Origin of the sequence: Methanocrinis sp., from assembly GCF_049974945.1 — an archaeon.
Taxonomy (GTDB): Archaea; Halobacteriota; Methanosarcinia; order Methanotrichales; family Methanotrichaceae; genus Methanocrinis.
This window is the reverse complement of the sequence record NZ_JBNGCU010000008.1, coordinates 15070-32160: the sequence shown is the minus strand read 5'-3', so window position 1 is coordinate 32160 and position 17091 is coordinate 15070. Positions and strand designations below refer to the sequence as shown.

The window sequence follows — 17091 nt, the reverse complement described above, 5'->3', positions numbered from 1 at the left end:
TCCATCTCCGCCGAGGTCGCGCCTTCATCGACTGTATCCTCATCGAGCGTATCCGGCGGGGCGCCCCCTTCACCGGCCGCAGTCTCTCCGACGTCGGCGCCGTCCGGGACCCCCCCGGGGCCCGGGTCGTATGGAGCATCTTGTGCCAACGCCCCCATTGGCAGAACTGCCGCCGATGCGACCAGGAGCAGGCAAAGCAGTCCTCCAGACCTAAGGTAATTCATGACTCTCCTCCAACCTAAGATTGATTTTAATATAATGGCCATCTGTCAGTTCTATATATAAGTTCTCTACTACATTCCAACTCTCTTCAGCAGTCGGTCTCGCAGAACCGGCCTCCTTTTACAGGCTTCGATCTGCGGCATTCTCAGATAAACCTGCTCTGAGTTAAGCGTTTTCATGGATGGATGATCTTTTTAATGCCCGCTGAGTCGTCCTCGATCGAGTGCTCAGAGTGCTCATCCTGTCTTGTTCTCTCGATCTCCGCCCTTCTTTTCATTCATTCGAATAATTCTGAAACTTCAGTCTTTTCGGTTGATATTGAATTTACTTAAACTTTTTGGCGAAGGGGCGAAAAGGTCGCGATGAATGCCGAGATCCGAGCTTTTGGTGCGGCTTTCACCCTCCGAAATCTTTAAGTCGCTGGCGGCCGTTTTTCCTCTGGGGAGGTTGAAGCTTTGAGATTGATTAGCCGATCAACAGTTTGTATATTATCTGGATTTGTCCTCATCGCAGCCCTCTGTCCGGTTGTTTTGGGTGCCGACGACGGGGCCGAGCAGGAGTACCTGCCCAACCCCTTCGCCGCCGATAGGCCCGAGTGGGACCCCTACGGCCCGGGCTCGGAGTCGGGGTACGTTCCCCCAAGAGCCAGCTGGGACCCCTACTCTCCCGCGAGCTACGACTCGCCTCAGCTGGTCTCCGCCGACCCCTTCGCTCCGGATCGGGACCTCTCGGTCGGGGACGAGGTGCTGAGCGCAAACCAGCTCTATCTGCAGTCGGAGGGCATGCTGGTCACCAGTGGACAGGTCGGCCTCGGCACGCCCTACTCCCTCTGGCTCTACGTCGCCAACTGGGGCCCCTTCGTCCTTTACGACAGGGGGAGCAGGGTCATCTACTCGGACTTCGTGAGCCCGGGATGGTACAGGCTTGACCGATATGCTGAGACACTACAGTCCCATTATTATCAGTTCAACGCGAGCGGCTTGAGCAACGGCGTGGATTTGGTGGTGAGCTCCGCCGGATATCCGACCACCTACGGTCTGGTGGGCAGAGTGGTCGATTATTATGGGAGCGGCATCTCCGGGGCCAGGGTCAGGATCTCCGGCGCGGAGGGCGGCGTCTTCAGCACCATAACCAACGCCCTCGGCTACTACGGCATGGATCTGCCCTCAGGGACCTACTCAGTGACCGCAGAGCTCGAGGGGTTCGCCTTCACCTCGTCTACGGGCCGGGTCTGGACCGGGACCGTCTCGGCGGCGGGGACGGTGGTGGGATACCCCGCTGGTCAGACCTCCTCCTCGACCTTTGATCAGGACGAGTATGGATGGCTGACGGGAAGGATCACGGACAAGAGCGGTTCGGCCATACCCGGAGCGCGGGTTCGGATCGACGGCCTCTTCTCCGTCGAGACCGATGAGGACGGCGGCTTTTGGGTCTCCTTGAGCCCGGGATGGCACTCGATAACTGCAGAGGCCAGCGGCTACAAGTTCAGCACAGCATCGGTCCGGATAAGCTCAGGTCAAGGCTCAAACCTCGATCTCCGGGGGAACAAGGTGATAGTTATAGGGTCTGGAAGGTGAGGCAAGAGCTGATAAGGCCAGGACTGGGTTCTGTGGACGGCGGTGCCAAAAAGGGTAAAGGGTTTATTAGCAGCTCTTCTGGGTGGGTCAGGCGTAGTTCCAGCGCCAGACCTTGAACCCCGCCGCCAGAATTCCGAAGAAGAGCGCCAGCACGACCAGAGCCTGAAGGTATGCGATAGTGGTTACAATGTCCATATTTATCACTTGGTTTTTAGCCACTCTTATGTCTCATAAAGATTTTGGTTTTTCTTGCGGGGCGACCTCCACCTGCCGCCGGGATTGGCCTCGATAACGAGCTTTTCTTCGAGGATGCCGCGATGGTCTCGTCACCGCCTTGCCAAAACTGGTCAAGCTATCGCTGAAGTGGTGCCGCCGACCATCCTTAAATCGACCATCTTAAACCTCCCAGATGATCTCGGCATGGTGAGGTCTTGTGAACTCAGGCGAGCCGACATCATTGAGACCGATATCATTATATCTCCAGATCGACAACCCAAAAATCATGTCTTGGATGAAGGATAAGAAGTACGACGAAAAGGATCGAGAGAAGCTGGAGAAGGGGAGCGGATTTGAGAAGTTCATCACCATGATCTCCCATTGGCTCTATCGGGTCATGTCCTGGTGAGCCTCAGCGGGCCATCGAAGGGCCTCATAGATCAATGAGCTTCTACGCCGGAGAAGCTCTAGGGCCCCCACTCTTTCTTTTCCGAAGCTTTTGATCGAGGCTACAGGTTCGCCCTTCTTCGCGAACGAACCCGGCCTGGGGACGTCGGCAACCTTCTTCGTTGCGATCCTGAGGTCCACATCTATTTTTAGGTCGTCTTTTGCAAATAGGATCGCCCTCCCCCCAAAGCCGCGAGGCTTCGGCCTTCTCGGGAGGCGTCCATCGAAAGAGAGCTGGTGAGCTCGAAAGAGGTTCATCCCCGATGAGATCTCCACAGAGTCGAGGCTTCCCTGAAACCGCGGGTTCACCTCCAGGACGAGGGGGCCCGATTCTGTTAGGATAAAGTCGATCCCGTTGGATCCGACGAGGTTCAGCCCGACGGCGATCTCCTCGGCGGTCTTCATCATCTCGGAGAGCGCGGAGTCGTCCCTGGCCACCAGGGGCGATATGTTACCGCAGTACCGAAAGCCGCTTCCTCCAAGCCAAGGAGTCCCGATGAGCTGCTCGTTGGCAGAGATCGCCACAGCCCTCTCGCCGTCGGCGATCACCGAGACGCTGGAGGGAATCCCCACCACCATCTCCTGGACGATCAACTCGCCCTTTAGCTCTGCGAGATCGTCGCCGCCCGAGACGAGCCTGTTATCAACCCCCCCCGCCCCCCTCCGAGGCTTGACCATCAGCGGAAACTCGACCCCCTCCATCTCCTCGCCCAGGGGCCAGGCGGGAACCGAGGCGAAGCCCTCGGCTTCGAGCCAGCGCGCCAGCTCGAGCTTATCGGAGACCAGCGAGATCTTATCCGGCGGGTTGTTCAGGACTCTAACCCCCTCAACCCTCATCTCCTCGACCCCCGGCCCCAGGACCAGATAGTCGACGGTGTAGCGGTGGAGGACCTCTCTGATCATCCTCTCCGCCGAGAGCGCGAGAGCGCCCGGGGCCGAGAGATCGCAGTCGAGGAGAAGAGATTGGAAGACCGACTCCACCAGGTCGAGATCTCCGTAGCAGTCAGCGGCGAAGACGACGAGCCCGGCCCGGGCCGCAGAGCAGGCTATGTGACGGACGCTCTGGCCGACGACCAGGACTCGATCAGCCCTCATCCTCACCCCGTCGTTCGATGACGGTCTTGAACCGGGAACTGGGGACCACCTCGATCTTTCCTCGGAAACCCCTCTCCAGCACCTCGCCTTCCCAGAGCCTGTCGAGGAAGACGGCGAGGGCCGCCACCTCCGAATGGGGCTGGTTTCCGACCCCGACGTTCCAATCGGCGATCTCGTAGATCTCGGGGGGGACCTTCTCCGCCCCCACCACCACCATCAGATCCCCGGATCTGCGGATCTCGTCGATCGACTTCGAGAGGGGCGTCCCGTACATCGTCAGGTGGACGATTCTGCCGCCGTCATCCTTCCACCGCCTCGTCTCAGCCCTCCAGCTCGAGACCTGCTTCACCCGGAAGTCGCCACCCCACCTCTCGGCGACGTCCTCGATGCCCGCCACCAGCTTCTCGTCCCTTCCGGCCAGAAGCATCTCCTCGGCCCCGAAGGCCCGGGCCACCAGGCCCACGTGGGTGGTGATCCTCTTGTCCCGCTCTGGCCGATGGCCGAGCCGCAAGACAGCAACTCGCATGGCCGGGAGAGGTTCGAGATGCTATTTATCCTCTTGTCCCCTCCAAAACCGATAAATCCCTTGGCGGCCTTCAACTCAAGGATGAACCTGTGCGAGAAATGCGGGGGCAAGGGCTATTTGACGACCGGTGAGAGGACCTGTCCCAACTGCAAGGGGACCGGCAAGATCGAGTCCGTCAGCCTGGGCGAGGCCTCTGCCAGCGAGATCGACGACCTGGTGAGCAAGGGGGCGACGAAATGTCCCGTCTGCAAGGGCGAGGGGAAGATCCCCATCACCGAGACCTGCGCGGAGTGCGGCGGCCTGGGCCGGGATTACCTCTGCGCCATCTGCGGCGCCAAGCTCACCACCAGAAGCGAGCTCTGTCCGAGCTGCGCAAAAAAGCCCGTCGTCCACGTCCTCGATAAGGCCTGCGAGACCGACGACCTGGTGATCGGAGATACCTACCAGGGTAAGGTATCGGGGATCGCCAACTTCGGGGCCTTCGTGGACTTGAACGATCACGTCCGGGGACTTGCCCACAACAAGTTTTTGAAGCGAACCCCCGAGGTCGGCGAGGAGATCTACGTCCGGGTGAGAAACGTCGCCCCCAACGGCAACATCGAGCTCGAGCCCGTCGAGGTGGGCGAGCACCACACCCTGGAGGTGAGAAAGGATCTCCCCGTGACCAGAGTCGACCAGCTCCAAGGCTGCGTCGGAAAGATGATCTCCGTCGAGGGGGAGGTGATCCAGGTGAAGCAGACCGGCGGTCCCACCATCTTCACCATCGCGGACGAGAGCGGCCTCGTCTTCTGCGCAGCCTTCGAGCGGGCGGGGGTACGGGCCTACCCCGAGATCGACACCGAGATGATCGTGAGGGCCATCGGCGACGTCTCTGTGAGGAACGGCCAGATCCAGATCGAGGCGAGGTCGATAAAACAGCTCTGGGGCGGTGAGGCCTCCGTGGTCAAGGAGAGGATCGAGAGGGCGATCGACGAGAGGTCGGAGCCGAGCGATCCGCCCCTCCTGGTGGAGAGCGAGATCATCGCCAGGCTCCAGCCCAAGATGAGGGAGGTCGCCAAAGAGATCCGGAGAGCGATCCTGAAGTCGAAGCCGATCGTGGTGAGGCATCACGCCGACGCCGACGGTATGAGCGCGGCGGTGGCGATCGAGACCGCGATCCTCCCCCTGATCCGGGAGGTGGGCGGATCCGACACCGAGTACTACAACTATCGGCGAGCGCCCTCGAAGGCCCCCTTCTACGAGCTGGAGGACGTGACGAAAGACCTCACCTACGCCCTGGAGGACCAGTCCCGCCACGACCAGAAGATGCCGCTGATCGTCCTGATGGACAACGGCTCCACCGAGGAGGACGTCCCGGCCATGAGACAGGCTCAGATCTACGGCCTGGAGATGCTCGTCGTCGACCACCACCACCCCGACGAGGCCGTCGACGAGTTCCTCATCACTCACGTAAACCCCGCTCACCAGGGAGGCGACTTCGGGATCACCACCGGAATGATCGCAACAGAGATCGCGAGGATGATCAACCCCGAGGTGGAGGAGAAGATCAAGCACTTTCCGGCGGTCTCGGCCGTCGGCGATCGGAGCGAGGCTCCCGAGGCCGAGAGGTACATCCGCCTGGTCGAGGACCGGTTCGGGATCGATGAGCTGAAGAAGATCGCCCTGGCCCTGGACTACGAGGCATTTTGGCTGCGGTTCAACGACGGAAGGGGGCTGGTCAACGACATTCTCTGCCTGGGAAGGCTCGATCGGCACAGGAAGATCGTCCAGCTCCTCTGCGAGCAGGCGAACGAGGCGATCGAGGAGCAGCTCCGGGCCTCCTTCGCCCACGTCAAGACCCAGACCCTCCCCAACGGCGCGGTCATGAACGTCCTCGACGTCGAGAACTACGCCCACAAGTTCACCTTCCCGCCGCCGGGGAAGACCTCGGGCGAGGTCCACGACCGCCTCTGCAAGAAGTACGATGGAAGGCCGGTGGTGACCATCGGCTACGGCCCCGACTTCGCCGTCCTCAGGAGCCGGGGCGTCCGGATGAACATACCGAAGATGGTTCGAGAGCTCCGGGAGGAGATCAAGGCCGGCGGCGTCAACGGCGGCGGCCACCTGGTGGTGGGGTCGATCAAGTTCGTAGGCGGGATGAGGAAAGAGGTCCTGGCAAAGCTCGTCGAGAAGATCGCGGCCTGTCCCGTCGATCCCGTTCATCCAGCGAGGCCGAAGGCAGAAGGAAGAGTTGAGGCCTGATCATGAGCAACCTTGGATATACCGAAAAGGTCCTGGACCACTTCAGAAACCCGAGAAACCCGGGAAGGATCGAGGATGCGGACGTGACGACGAAGGTGGGGAGCGCCGCCTGCGGCGATATGGTCCAGCTCTACATGAAGGTCAACCCCGATACCGAGGTGATCGATGACATCAAGTTCGAGAGCTTCGGATGCGCCGCCAACATCGCCAGCACCAGCGTCACCACAGAGCTGGCCAAGGGCAAGACCCTGGAGGAGGCGAAGAACGTTCACTTCAAGGACGTGGTGGAGGAGCTGGGTGGGCTTCCAAAGCAGAAGGTCCACTGCGCAAAGCTCGCCACCTCCGGCCTGAAGGCGGCGATAATGAAGTACGAGGCGAAAAAGGGGAAGAGGGCCGTGGACGAGGACTTCGTGAGGAGGATGATGACCGGCGTCCTCGATCCGGCCAAGGGGCTGAACATCGTGGCGGCAAAGAGGGTAGACCTGATCGAGGTAGAGGGGAAACGGGTCAGGGTCGTCCTCTCAAAGGAGCTCGACCCTGAGACGAGGGCCACCATGGCCGAGGACGTGGCAGCAGCCCTCTCGGGGCTGGACCTGGAAGTATCTATAGAGTAAAGTAGAGCAGCTTCCAAACGGCCTGCCCCGCAATTTTTATCTCACAGCTCGCAGTACCCGATGCCGGTGAGTCGCGTTGAGCGAATTGAAAGAGCTTGTAATCACAGAAGAGGATTACCGAGAGTATCTGAAGCAGCGTCTGAGGCTGACCGACCCCTGCATGGCGGAGGAGGTGGAACGGGTCGGCTTTCCCTTCCTCTTCGCCTCGGGTAGCGAGCTGCTCCGCTCTTACATCCTGAACCAGACGGAGTTTTCGTCGAGCCTCCCCGACAAGCTGAGGGTGCCGGACCGGGGGTACGCCTGGTATATGTTCTCCCAGTCGGTGAGGGAGATCACCGTGGACGAGAAGAGGATTGTGGTGAAGTACGAGCTTCAGGACGACTACAAGCTCCCTTTCAGGCGCTTCTACCTCTGAGCCCACGTTCCCGTCGCCTTCCCCCTCAGGGCGAGCTTTCCCATCTCTTTTGCCACCTCATCCGAGAGCGGCGCTGGGGCTGCATCTTCGAGGGGCGTTCCCGGCAGGGGAATGAAGTGGTGGGCCCTGATCCGTCCGCCTCCCCCCACGACCTCCCGGGCCAGGTCCAGGGTCATCCTCTGATCTTCCGGCGTCTCTTCCGGGAGGCCCACGATCAGATCGAGGTTGGGGACGATACCCCGGTTGAGGCAGATTTCGCAGGCCCGTCTCACCGTCTCCACGTCATGGCCTCTTCCGATCATCTTCAAAATCCGGTCGCTTCCCGACTGGCCGCCGATGCTGAGGTATCGGTTCTTGCAGTACCTGACCACGAGATCGAGGGCCTCCTCGGAGACGAAGTCGGGCCTCACTTCCGAGGGGAAGGTCCCGAAGTAGATCGGCTTATCGAGCTCGGATAACGACTTCAGGAGCCGCTCGACCTTATCCATTCTCGGATGGATGCCGTCTGAGCCGTAGGCGAGGGAGTTGGGCGATGTGAACCGCAGATCCGAGTAGCATCGGGCGTACTTCAGAATGGTCGAGATCGATCGGTGGCGCATATTCCTTCCGAAGAGGCGGGGGGTCTGACAGTACGCGCACCCCCAGGGACAGCCGCGGCTGATCTCGAGGGGCGAGAATATCGGAGGCCGAAAAGGTGGGTATTCGTCCAGGTCAACATGCTCTCGCGCTGGCGTTATGCGCGCAGTCCCATCTCGCATGTAGGCGATGCCCCGGACCATCTCAGGGTCGCCGCCGCTCCTGATGACGCCGATCAGCTCCGGGAGGGTCTCCTCCCCCTCCCCGATGACGACGTAGTCGAAATGCTGGAGCGCCTCCTCCGGCCTTGCCGAGGGGTGGGGGCCTCCGGCGACGTAGACCGCATCGACCTTGGAGCTTTCGACCTCCCGGCGGATCTCCTCGGCTTGGGCGGTGGCGAAGCTGTAGAGCATGATCCCTTCCTTCGGCCCGTTGGCGAGGCCCGCGCCCTCGACTAGGGGCAAAAGGGCGGCGATGCTGTACATGTTCTTTCGGTTCCTGCGAAACCAGATCCCATCGGGGCTGGAGTCGAGTGATCTCTTTTTGAGATTCATCCTCCTCGCCTTTTGATGCTTCAGGCCTCACCCTCCTCATCCTCGTCCACGAAGAGCGGCACAAAGTCGAACTTGTTCACGTCCACGAGCCCCCTGTCGGTCAGCTTCAGCTCCGGTATGACGGGCAGGCAGAGGAAGGAGAGGGTCATGAAGGGGTCTTCCAGGGCCGAGCCGAGGTCTCTTGCTGCCCCCACCACCTCCTCGATCAACTCTGAGACCTCCTCCATCGATCGGTCTGAGAGAAGGCCCGCGATCGGGAGAGGGAGGGACGCGGTGACCTTTCCATCGTCCACGACGACGAGGCCGCCCCCCATATCCCGGACCGCAGAGACCGCCCGGAAGATCTCCTCGGAATCGATCCCCACGGCGGCGATGTTGTGAGAGTCGTGGGCGACGGAGGTCGCGATCGCCCCCCTTTCCAGGCCGAATCCCGAAACCAGGCCCAGGCCGACGTTCCCCGTTCCCCTGTGCCTCTCGACGACGGCCATCTTCAGGAGGTCCCTTTCGACGTCGGCGACGACTTTTTCGTCGTCGACCTTCGGCCGGGTCAAAAGCGATCTCGTTATGATCTGGTTTTGAATCACCCCTATCACCCTCGCCAGGTTCCCCTCTGCCTTTATGTCGAACGATCCGGGACCGATCCTGCCAACTCGCATCGATTCCGATACAGGTCTTGGAGCCTTTCCGAGAGGTGCGATCAGGCAGCCGCCCTCTGCAACCACGGCACCGTCCTTCAGGACCTTCTGGACCGCAAGACCTTCGAGGTCCTCTAAAACGAGGATGTCGGCCCTGCGGCCCGGAGCGATCGCCCCTAAGTCGCGAAGGCCGAAGTACTCGGCGGCGTTGAGGCTTGCGATCTGAATCGCGACGATGGGATCGAGCCCCGCCCGGACGGCCCTTCTCACCATGGAGTCGATGTGCCCCTCCCGGAGGATATCGGAGGGGTGGCGGTCGTCGGAGACGAAGAGAAAACGCCTGGAGTTGACCTCGTCCACCAGGGGGAGGAGGTCGTCGAGGTTTTTGGCTGCCGTACCCTCCCGGATCATGATCCTCATCCCGAGCCGGAGCTTCTCTTTCGCCTCTTCGGAAGATGTGCACTCGTGATCCGAGCCGATCCCGGCGGCGACGTAGGCTGCGAGGTCCCTTCCCGATAGAAGCGGACAGTGGCCGTCGATCCTCGGCCTGTGGCCGTCGACCTTTTTCTTGCCTGCAAGCCTGATCTTGGCCAGAACCTGCGGGTCGCGGAAGATGACCCCCGGATAGTTCATCACCTCGGCTATCCCCAAAACGCCCTCTTCGTCGATCAGCTTCGAGAGGGCCTCGGCGTCGAGACGAGCTCCCGAGGTCTCAAGATGCGTAGCAGGAACGCAGGAGGGGAGCATCACGAAGACGGATAAAGGCGAAAGCCGCGAGGAGTCGAGGATGTACCTTATCCCCTCGGCCCCCTGGACGTTGGCGATCTCGTGGGGGTCGGCCACCACCGCCGTCGTTCCCCGAGGGACGACGGCCCTCGCGTACTCGGGGACGGTCACCATGGCGGACTCGAGGTGGACGTGGCCGTCTATGAACCCAGGCGCCAATACCATCCCCGAGAGGTCCACGACCTTTTTCGCGCTTTCGCAGTCGAACCCCACCACGGTGCCGTCATAGATCGCCACGTCCGAACGGCGCCGCTCGCCGGAGAGGGTGTTCACGACGTCTGCTCCCTCTATAAGGAGGTCGACCTCCACCTCACCGCGGGCCGCGGCGATCAGTTCTTCGAGCTTCATAAGAGTTCACCGGCCTCGATCCTGCCTTTCTTCGAGCCTCAAGGTCGAGACCTGTTTTATCCTTTTCCGCCGACCTCTTGAGGAACCGGCTCTCGGAGTGTTTCGGGGGGGTCCGACGTGGAAACGGGCTAGATCGCTGACTCCAGCAGCGGTTGAGAGCGGATAAATTCTAAACCCCAGAAGGCGATAAGGCGAGACAAACAAGCTCAAGCTTAAGAAGACCGTTCGGGAGCCCGATATAAAATGACGATAAGATGCGCTTTCATAATTCCTCTATCGATCCTCTTGGCAGGCCTATTTTTCGCGAGCGGGATCGGCGCCGCGACCACCTCGGACCCTTCGTCGTCGGTGGATACGATGAAGATCAACTTCAGCACCTGGCATCCTCACGAGAGCCTGGAGGTCCAGACCGTATGGATCCCCATGCTCGACGCCCTCGAAGAGAGAAGCAGCGGAAAAATCGCCTGCGTCCTCTTCGACGGCGAGGCCCTCGGGCCGGGGTCCGAGCACTACGAGATCGTCGCCGACGGCAGGTCTGATATGGGCTACGCCACCCTCACCTGGACTCCGGGCCGTTTCCCACTCTCGGACGTCCTCAGCCTCCCGGCCGAGATCGAGGACAAGGAGACCGCAACAGAGATCGGAGCTGCCGTATACGGCCGGGCCCTCCGGGACGAGTTCGCCGGCGTGAAGGTTCTGGAGGTGAACCCCTGCATCAACTCCCACCTCTGGACGAAAGAGCCGATCGATACGATCGAAGACGTTTCGGGTCTGCGGATAAGAAGCCCCGGCGGCATGCAGACGAGGTGCATCGAGGCGATCGGGGCTGAGCCGGTCTTCATGCCCCTCGACTCCGTCCGGGAGGCGATGGAGAACGGGAGCATAGACGGGATCGTCACCTGTCCCCCGATGCTCTCGTCCTTCGGCCTAAACGAGGTCGCCGACCACTGCACCCTGGTCACCTTCGGCTGCGTCGGCGAAGGGGTCTTCATGAACCTCGACGCCTGGGAAAATATCCCCCATGACCTCAAGCCGATCATCGAGGAGGTCTGCCAAAACCCCTACTGGACCACGGGAGGGATGACGGAAGAGACCTACGACGAGATCGTGGCCGAGCTGAAGGAGAGCGGGGTCGTCTTCGCCGCCCTGTCGCCCGAGGAGGAAGCGCGCTGGCAGGCGGCGTTTCAGAACGTGACCCGTGAGTGGGTCGCAGAGCTGGAGGCGGAGGGCCTTCCAGCGAGAGAAACTGTGGAGATCTTCAACCAGGAGTGCGAGAGGAACGGGGTCGTTTTCGTCGCCTTCCCGCCGGAGTGGAGGTAGGCCCTAGCGAAAAAGATCCGAGGTCCCGCATTCGACGCAGAGAATAGCTGCTCTGAGAATGAGCCTATTTCAAAATGGTGCTGCTTGCTGATTTTCACCAATTGGACCCGCAGACGCAGAAATCACTGCCCTTGGCCTCAAATGGCCTGCAAACTTCGATAAGTCAAAACATTCGGGACTACACAGCGGCTCTCGGACGGCCATCTGGAAGACTATATTAACAGCCCGAGCAAATTACCTTCCGGGTGTTGAATTTGTTCGAATGGCTCGCCATCCCCATCTCCCTTGCCCTCCTGCTGCTGGCCCTGGCCGCTCCCCTGATCCTCATCTACCTCTTCTTGAGGCTCAGCACAGAGGCCTTCTTCCAGGTGGGGTTCAGCCACTGGCACGCCCTCCTGATGGTCTTCGGAAGCTTTGCGGGCAGCAGCGTGAACATCCCCCTCCACGCCGGGCCGATCACCTCTTACCCTCCGATCTTTCTGGAGGCGGCCGCGCTCTTCTCGCCGGTGATGGAGATCTCCTTTCCGGCGAGCTTCCATCCCGTCGCCCTGATGGTTAACCTCGGCGGGTGCATAATCCCCATCTTCGTCTCCCTGGCCATCCTCTTCAAGTGCCACGTCTCGACGAGGAGGGCGGTCCTGGGAACGCTGATCGTGGCTTCGATAACCTACATGATGGCGATGCCGGTGGCAAATGAGGGAATCCTCCTTCCCGTCTACGTAGCCCCCACCCTCGCCGCCGCCTCTGGCCTCACCCTGGCGAGGAGGCTTCAGGCCGCCCCCGCCCTCGCCTACATCAGCGGGACGATGGGGACCCTCCTGGGGGCCGACATCTTCAACCTCCTCACCCCTGGAGTTCTGGCAGAGCTCGCCCCCCCCATGATCGGAACAGGATCGACGGACCTGAGCGCACAGACCCTGGTCCTCTCCATCGGCGGAGCAGGGGTCTTCGACGGTATCTTCCTCACCGGGATCATGGCGGTCCTCCTCGCGGCCTTCGTCGTCCACTACTTTCATCGATCCGGCCAGATCAGCTCCAAGAGCTGCATCGAAGATTGACCTGATCGCCGCGGCCTGAAGGGAGGTTATCGAGTATGAAGGTCGCAGTCCTCTTCTCCGGTGACGCCAGCTCGGTCTATTGTTCCCATCTGTTGCGGGAGGCGGGGCTTGAGATCGAATATCTGGTCGCAGCCAGAGGCTCGCGGATCGTCGGCATCCACGATCCCGGCCTCACCAGGACCTCGGCCCGATCCTTGGGCGTCCCTCTTATGGAGCTCTGCGCCGAAGGGGACGACGAGATATCGCCCCTCGTCGAAGCTCTCGCGGACCTCGAAGTCGACGGCCTCTCTGCCGGAGCTACAGCCTCAAACCACCGGCGTAACCGCCTGGTGAAGATCTGCGAGAAGCTCGACCTCCAGCTGCTTCTGCCCCTCTGGCACAGAGACCCAGCAGAGATCCTGGCAAAGATGATCGAGGAGGGCTTTGAGGTCCTGATCGGGAGGCTGAAGACGGGCCGTCTCGGCGAGGACTGGCTGGGGGGAGTTCTGGATCGAAGCAACCTGGACGACTTCCTCCGGGACTGCTTCCGGGGCCGGATCAGCCCCCTGGACGAGTCCGGCGAGCTGGAGACCTTCGTCCTGGCCGGCCCCGATATGCGGGGCAGGATAGAGCTGGACTTCGAGAAGAGGTGGTCGGGAAACCGGGGATCGCTCGAGATTGCGGGATCGAGGCTCGTCCGGCCACCGGCTGGCCGGAACGGCTCTTCAGAGGAAAAACGGCCACTTGGCCTTAGTTTTATTGCGACCGAAGCTCAAGGCGGGCCCTTCAGGGCTTCAGAACGCGATGCCAAAGAGGTTCAGTATGATCACCGCGATCGCCCCCGGAGCCCCCAGGATGGCGCAGATGAGAAGCACCGGCAGGCTGTAGGGGATGCCGAGGCCGCCGAGGACGTTGGCCAGATAAAGTATGACCAGGCCGAATAGGGTGTTCACGGCCAGGAACTTGACCGACCTCATAACCAGGCTGAAAGATAGGTAGATCGCCAGCATCAGCAGCAATCCCAAAATTATGATCTCCACTTGCACCACGGATAATCACCTATTACAAAGGTATTTCATCATTTTCCGTCTCCGACCTCGAGAAGCTCCATCTCGCTCTCCAGCCGGTGCCGCTCCTTGGTGTCGAGGGCGAGAGGATCGATGTGAATTATCAAGATCCCCTTCTTCAGGGCGACCTCGTCCCTCTGAGACTGGACGAACCTCAGAACCGATTCGTAGTTGCTCTGGGTGATGAGATAGCCCAGACCCTCCAGCAGGATCAGGGGCTCGTCGGCTTTGGAGAGGAAGTCGGAGATCATGCCGGAGAGCCTGGGAAAGTTGGTGGGGTCCACGTGCCGATACTCCGGCTCGATCCCTGCAGACTGAGTGAGCCAGATCACCCTCTCCGGGGAGAGGCCGTACCTATCCATCAGCTTCCCGGGATGGTACCTGCTTATGCAGAGCCCCTCCAGGCCGAGGTCGACGAGGTCGCTGAAGGCCGCGAGGCTCTTCAGCGGCTTCTCCTCCTCGATGACGTAGGTCGTCCCGGGAGCGAGCCGCAGCTCGACGGGGTTCAGGCCGTATTTGGCCATCAAGGGCTTTGCAGCGCTGAAGAGCTCGAAGCTAGGATCAAACTCCCTGATCGCCTTGGAGAGGCGTCTCAAGGCGGCGAAGAAATCCCAGCGGCTCAATCTCGAGCTCGGGTCGATCTTCAAGGCCCCCCTCTCGATCTCGCCCATCTCCGGATCGCAGGCGCCGCTCTCATCGGGCGTTCTCATCTCCGAGAAGATCTTCGCGGTCGCCATAATCTCATCGAGCTCCCTTTGAACTGCCGCCCTGGCCGGCTCGTCGAGCCTCTTCAAGAAAGAGTCGGCGAAGACCTTGAAGAGATAGGCTGAGAGGGGCCCCAGGAGGAAGATCAGCTGCTCGACCTCGTTGATCTCGGCCTTCAGCTTTCTGTTGACGAACTCGGGGCTCACCCGGATAACTAGCCTCGTTCGGCCCTTCCCGGAGAGGTTCTCGAGGGCATGGACGAAGTCGAGGATCTCCGACTCTGGAACCGCGGCCGCGTTCTCCTCTATCAGCTCCTCAAGGCTGTCCAGGAGGATGATGCTGTTTTTGCTGCTCTCAACGAAGGACTTTATGGTTATGAAGAGCAGGGGCAGGTTGGTGGGGGCGATGTACCTCTCGCCCCGCCCCTTCTCGTGGCTGAGCCTGACGATGGGGGTCTCGGTGAAGTGCCACCTCAACCTGATCGTTTCGGGATCCTCCGAGGTTATGCAGAGCCCCTCCACCCCGTGGGTAATCTGGTCGGTGAAGACCTCGTAGGCCTTCTCCGGGATTATGTAGACCTTTCCCTGATCGAGGGTGTAGACCGGCCTCGTCTCCTTGATCACCTCGACGACCGGCTTTACCCCCACCTCCTCTTCGACGATCATCCTGGTGGCCGAGGGACCGAGCGAGCCGGTCAGGGTCTTCTCCAGCCTGTCCCTCAGCTCGAAGAACTGCCTCGCATCGATCCCCTCCCTCGTCGTCTTCAGGTCGGCTAGGTTCATCTCGACGACGTTCTTCGCCCTCTCCGCACCGATGTACCTCGCCACCGTCCCCTCCAGCTCGTCCACCGTCCCCACCCTTATCACCACGCTCTCTCCGAAGGGGAGGACCGGGCTGGGCTCGATCTGTCGAGGGGCCTTGTAGATCTCGACGAAGCCCTCGGCGAGGGCCTTCTCCTCATCGGTGGGCTCGTGGATCAGGGAGAAGAGGACATATAGGGTGAAGTTGGCCAAGATCGACCAGAAGAAGGCATGAGTCCAGACGTCGAGCTCTAGGCCGAAGAGAGCGGTGGGCCGAAGAAGAGCGATTCCGAAGGGGCCACTATCGATCAGACCTCTCGATACCCATCCGGCATCGACGAGGGTCGGAAGGAGGGCGGAGTAAACCCAGATGAGGAAGCCCGCCACCAGGCCCGCCACCGCTCCCAGCCTGCACCCCTTCTTCCAGTAGAGGCCGCCGAGGGCCGCCGGGGCGAGCTGGCAGGCAGCGAGGAAGGAGAGGAGGCCGATGTCTACGAGGGCTGGAAATCCGACGAGAAGGGAGTAGAGGTAACCTAGAGCCAGGACCAGGAGTATGTTCAGCCTCTTTAGGTTGAGGATCAGAGAGGGCAGGTCTCTTCCCTTCCCGATCTTCCGGACGATGTAGGGCATCTCCAGGTCGTTTAATATCATCGTGCCCACCGTCACCGCCGAGACGAATATCATGGCGGTGGCGGCCGAGGTCCCTCCGATGAAGACCAGAAGGGCCAAAAGATCCTGCCCCTGGCTGATGGGGATGGAGACCATGAACATGTCCGCCCTTCCAGGAGCCCCCAGGAGGAGGCCACCCCAGGCCACCGCCGGGACGAAGAGGTTAATCAGCAGCAAGTAGAGGGGAAAGAGCCACATGGCCTTCTTCAGGTGTTCTTGGTCGGAGTTCTCCACCACCATGACGTGAAACTGCCGGGGCAGAAAGAGGATCGCAAAGCAGGACATCGCCGTGAGAGAGAACCAGGAGAGGTAATCGATCTGGAGAAGATGGGAGCTCTCCGGGCTGCTGGCGATGCCGCTGACGATCTCGCCGTAACCTCCGAAGAGGCCGTAGGTTATGTAGAGGCCGGCGACGAGGAAGGCCACCAACTTCACCAGCGACTCGAAGGCCACCGCGGCGATCAGCCCCTCGTGCCGCTCCAGGGGGTCGAGGTGTCTCGTACCGAAGATGATGGCGAAGACTCCCAGTAGGACGGCCACCATCAGCCTTCTGACCCCCAGAACCTCGTGGTACGGTCCGCTTATTATGGTCAGGGACTCGGAGATGGCTATCAGCTGGAGGGCGACGTAGGGGGTTATGACGACGAGGATGGCGATGGCGACGAGGGCTCCGATGACGTAGCTCCTGCCGTACCGGAAGCTTATGAAGTCGCTTATGGTGGCCAGACGGTGCTCTTTGGAGATCGTAACCATCTTTCTTATCACCGTCCAGCCGAGGAGCATCACCAGGGAGGGGCCGATGTAGATGGGAAGAAAGCCGAGTCCGTTGGTGGCCCCCCTCCCCACGCTCCCGTAGAAGGTCCAGGCTGTGACGTAGACCGAGAAGGAGAGGGCGTAGACGTAGGGGTTGGAGACGATGCTCCTTCCCTGATCACGCTTTCGCTCTGCATAATGGGCTACGCCGAAGAGGATTAAGAGGTACAGCACCATCGCAGCCAGGGCAAAAACCGGGTTGATCAATTCGAGGTCCACCTGTCGAAGAGATAAGCAGAGAGGATGATCACAAGCCAGACCGAGATTATGTAGACTAGTATCGAAAACCGGCCGGAGGTTTCGTCTCCTCCTGCGGCCAATGATAGGATCGGCCAGTTGAGGAGGACGCTTCCCAGGATGAAGAGCAAGACCCAGAACTCGTCCTGCTCCATCAGATCTTTCCGCGATATGGTCATGGTGACTACAGG

General features: G+C 60.8%; 15 protein-coding genes and 1 pseudogene. 8 read left to right on the top strand and 8 right to left on the bottom strand.

Features of this window, described 5'->3' with window-relative positions:
* Positions 1–224 (bottom strand): hypothetical protein (locus ACP5EL_RS01805; RefSeq protein ID WP_428400731.1); only part of this gene is annotated, 224 nt, incomplete at its 3' end.
* Between the two features lie 453 nt (positions 225–677).
* Between ACP5EL_RS01805 and ACP5EL_RS01800 the strand changes: the two genes are divergently transcribed.
* Positions 678–1799 carry a carboxypeptidase-like regulatory domain-containing protein gene (locus ACP5EL_RS01800; RefSeq protein WP_428400730.1) on the top strand — a complete coding sequence of 374 codons (1122 nt, stop codon included), beginning with the start codon at positions 678–680 and terminating at the stop codon, positions 1797–1799.
* A gap of 502 nt (positions 1800–2301) precedes the next feature.
* A complete protein-coding gene (locus ACP5EL_RS01795; RefSeq protein ID WP_428400729.1) occupies positions 2302–2424 on the top strand; it encodes a hypothetical protein in 123 nt (40 codons plus the stop codon).
* On the opposite strand, the gene ACP5EL_RS01790 is transcribed toward ACP5EL_RS01795, so the two are convergent.
* The gene (locus ACP5EL_RS01790) at positions 2403–3557 is read right to left on the bottom strand and encodes an ATP-grasp domain-containing protein (RefSeq protein WP_428400728.1); all 1155 of its coding nucleotides are present in this window, start codon (positions 3555–3557) and stop codon (positions 2403–2405) included. The genes ACP5EL_RS01795 and ACP5EL_RS01790 overlap by 22 nt on opposite strands.
* On the bottom strand, positions 3547–4083 hold the full coding sequence (locus ACP5EL_RS01785) for a tRNA (cytidine(56)-2'-O)-methyltransferase (RefSeq protein ID WP_428400727.1): 537 nt from the start codon (positions 4081–4083) through the stop codon (positions 3547–3549). The genes ACP5EL_RS01790 and ACP5EL_RS01785 overlap by 11 nt, the downstream gene beginning before the upstream one ends.
* Before the next feature lie 81 nt (positions 4084–4164).
* On the opposite strand from ACP5EL_RS01785, the gene ACP5EL_RS01780 reads away from it, so the two are divergent.
* The 3 genes from ACP5EL_RS01780 to ACP5EL_RS01770 all read left to right on the top strand — a co-directional run bounded on the left by ACP5EL_RS01780 (position 4165) and on the right by ACP5EL_RS01770 (position 7353).
* Positions 4165–6324: an OB-fold nucleic acid binding domain-containing protein gene (locus ACP5EL_RS01780; RefSeq protein ID WP_428400726.1), complete on the top strand. Its 2160-nt coding sequence runs from the start codon at positions 4165–4167 to the stop codon at positions 6322–6324.
* Positions 6325–6326: 2 nt separating this feature from the next.
* On the top strand, positions 6327–6938 hold the full coding sequence (locus tag ACP5EL_RS01775; protein ID WP_428400725.1) for an iron-sulfur cluster assembly scaffold protein: 612 nt from the start codon (positions 6327–6329) through the stop codon (positions 6936–6938).
* Between the two features lie 76 nt (positions 6939–7014).
* On the top strand, positions 7015–7353 hold the full coding sequence (locus ACP5EL_RS01770) for a hypothetical protein (RefSeq protein ID WP_428400724.1): 339 nt from the start codon (positions 7015–7017) through the stop codon (positions 7351–7353).
* Here the strand turns inward: ACP5EL_RS01770 and ACP5EL_RS01765 are convergent.
* Positions 7344–8483: a TIGR04013 family B12-binding domain/radical SAM domain-containing protein gene (locus ACP5EL_RS01765; RefSeq protein ID WP_428400723.1), complete on the bottom strand. Its 1140-nt coding sequence runs from the start codon at positions 8481–8483 to the stop codon at positions 7344–7346. The genes ACP5EL_RS01770 and ACP5EL_RS01765 overlap by 10 nt on opposite strands.
* A 20-nt stretch (positions 8484–8503) precedes the next feature.
* On the bottom strand, positions 8504–10252 hold the full coding sequence (ade, locus tag ACP5EL_RS01760) for an adenine deaminase (protein WP_428400722.1): 1749 nt from the start codon (positions 10250–10252) through the stop codon (positions 8504–8506).
* Between the two features lie 243 nt (positions 10253–10495).
* Here ade and ACP5EL_RS01755 point away from each other — a divergent pair, with 243 nt between their 5' ends.
* The 3 genes and pseudogenes from ACP5EL_RS01755 to ACP5EL_RS01745 form a co-directional block, all read left to right on the top strand.
* On the top strand, positions 10496–11572 hold the full coding sequence (locus tag ACP5EL_RS01755; protein WP_428400721.1) for a TRAP transporter substrate-binding protein: 1077 nt from the start codon (positions 10496–10498) through the stop codon (positions 11570–11572).
* A gap of 245 nt (positions 11573–11817) precedes the next feature.
* Positions 11818–12630 carry a DUF1614 domain-containing protein gene (locus ACP5EL_RS01750; RefSeq protein WP_428400720.1) on the top strand — a complete coding sequence of 271 codons (813 nt, stop codon included), beginning with the start codon at positions 11818–11820 and terminating at the stop codon, positions 12628–12630.
* 35 nt (positions 12631–12665) lie between these two features.
* Positions 12666–13289 (top strand): annotated as a pseudogene (locus tag ACP5EL_RS01745) (diphthine--ammonia ligase); the annotation flags it as partial.
* A gap of 114 nt (positions 13290–13403) precedes the next feature.
* Here ACP5EL_RS01745 and ACP5EL_RS01740 read toward each other — a convergent pair.
* From ACP5EL_RS01740 to ACP5EL_RS01730, 3 genes are all read right to left on the bottom strand, one after another.
* Positions 13404–13586, bottom strand: coding sequence for a pro-sigmaK processing inhibitor BofA family protein (locus ACP5EL_RS01740; RefSeq protein ID WP_428400733.1), 183 nt, complete (start codon positions 13584–13586; stop codon positions 13404–13406).
* A 101-nt stretch (positions 13587–13687) separates the two neighbouring features.
* Positions 13688–16870, bottom strand: coding sequence for a DUF835 domain-containing protein (locus tag ACP5EL_RS01735; protein ID WP_428400719.1), 3183 nt, complete (start codon positions 16868–16870; stop codon positions 13688–13690).
* Positions 16867–17079, bottom strand: a complete 213-nt coding sequence (locus ACP5EL_RS01730) for a hypothetical protein (RefSeq protein ID WP_428400718.1) — start codon at positions 17077–17079, stop codon at positions 16867–16869. The genes ACP5EL_RS01735 and ACP5EL_RS01730 overlap by 4 nt, the downstream gene beginning before the upstream one ends.
* Positions 17080–17091: the final 12 nt, after the last annotated feature.

Coding starts and splice junctions, on each gene's coding strand:
- ACP5EL_RS01795 (WP_428400729.1), top strand. CDS start 2,302: ATGTCTTGGATGAAGGATAAGAAGTACGACGAAAAGGATCGAGAGAAG.
- ACP5EL_RS01790 (WP_428400728.1), bottom strand. CDS start 3,557: ATGAGGGCTGATCGAGTCCTGGTCGTCGGCCAGAGCGTCCGTCACATA.
- ACP5EL_RS01785 (WP_428400727.1), bottom strand. CDS start 4,083: ATGCGAGTTGCTGTCTTGCGGCTCGGCCATCGGCCAGAGCGGGACAAG.
- ACP5EL_RS01780 (WP_428400726.1), top strand. CDS start 4,165: ATGAACCTGTGCGAGAAATGCGGGGGCAAGGGCTATTTGACGACCGGT.
- ACP5EL_RS01775 (WP_428400725.1), top strand. CDS start 6,327: ATGAGCAACCTTGGATATACCGAAAAGGTCCTGGACCACTTCAGAAAC.
- ACP5EL_RS01765 (WP_428400723.1), bottom strand. CDS start 8,483: ATGAATCTCAAAAAGAGATCACTCGACTCCAGCCCCGATGGGATCTGG.
- ade (WP_428400722.1), bottom strand. CDS start 10,252: ATGAAGCTCGAAGAACTGATCGCCGCGGCCCGCGGTGAGGTGGAGGTC.
- ACP5EL_RS01755 (WP_428400721.1), top strand. CDS start 10,496: ATGACGATAAGATGCGCTTTCATAATTCCTCTATCGATCCTCTTGGCA.
- ACP5EL_RS01740 (WP_428400733.1), bottom strand. CDS start 13,586: ATGAGGTCGGTCAAGTTCCTGGCCGTGAACACCCTATTCGGCCTGGTC.
- ACP5EL_RS01730 (WP_428400718.1), bottom strand. CDS start 17,079: ATGACCATATCGCGGAAAGATCTGATGGAGCAGGACGAGTTCTGGGTC.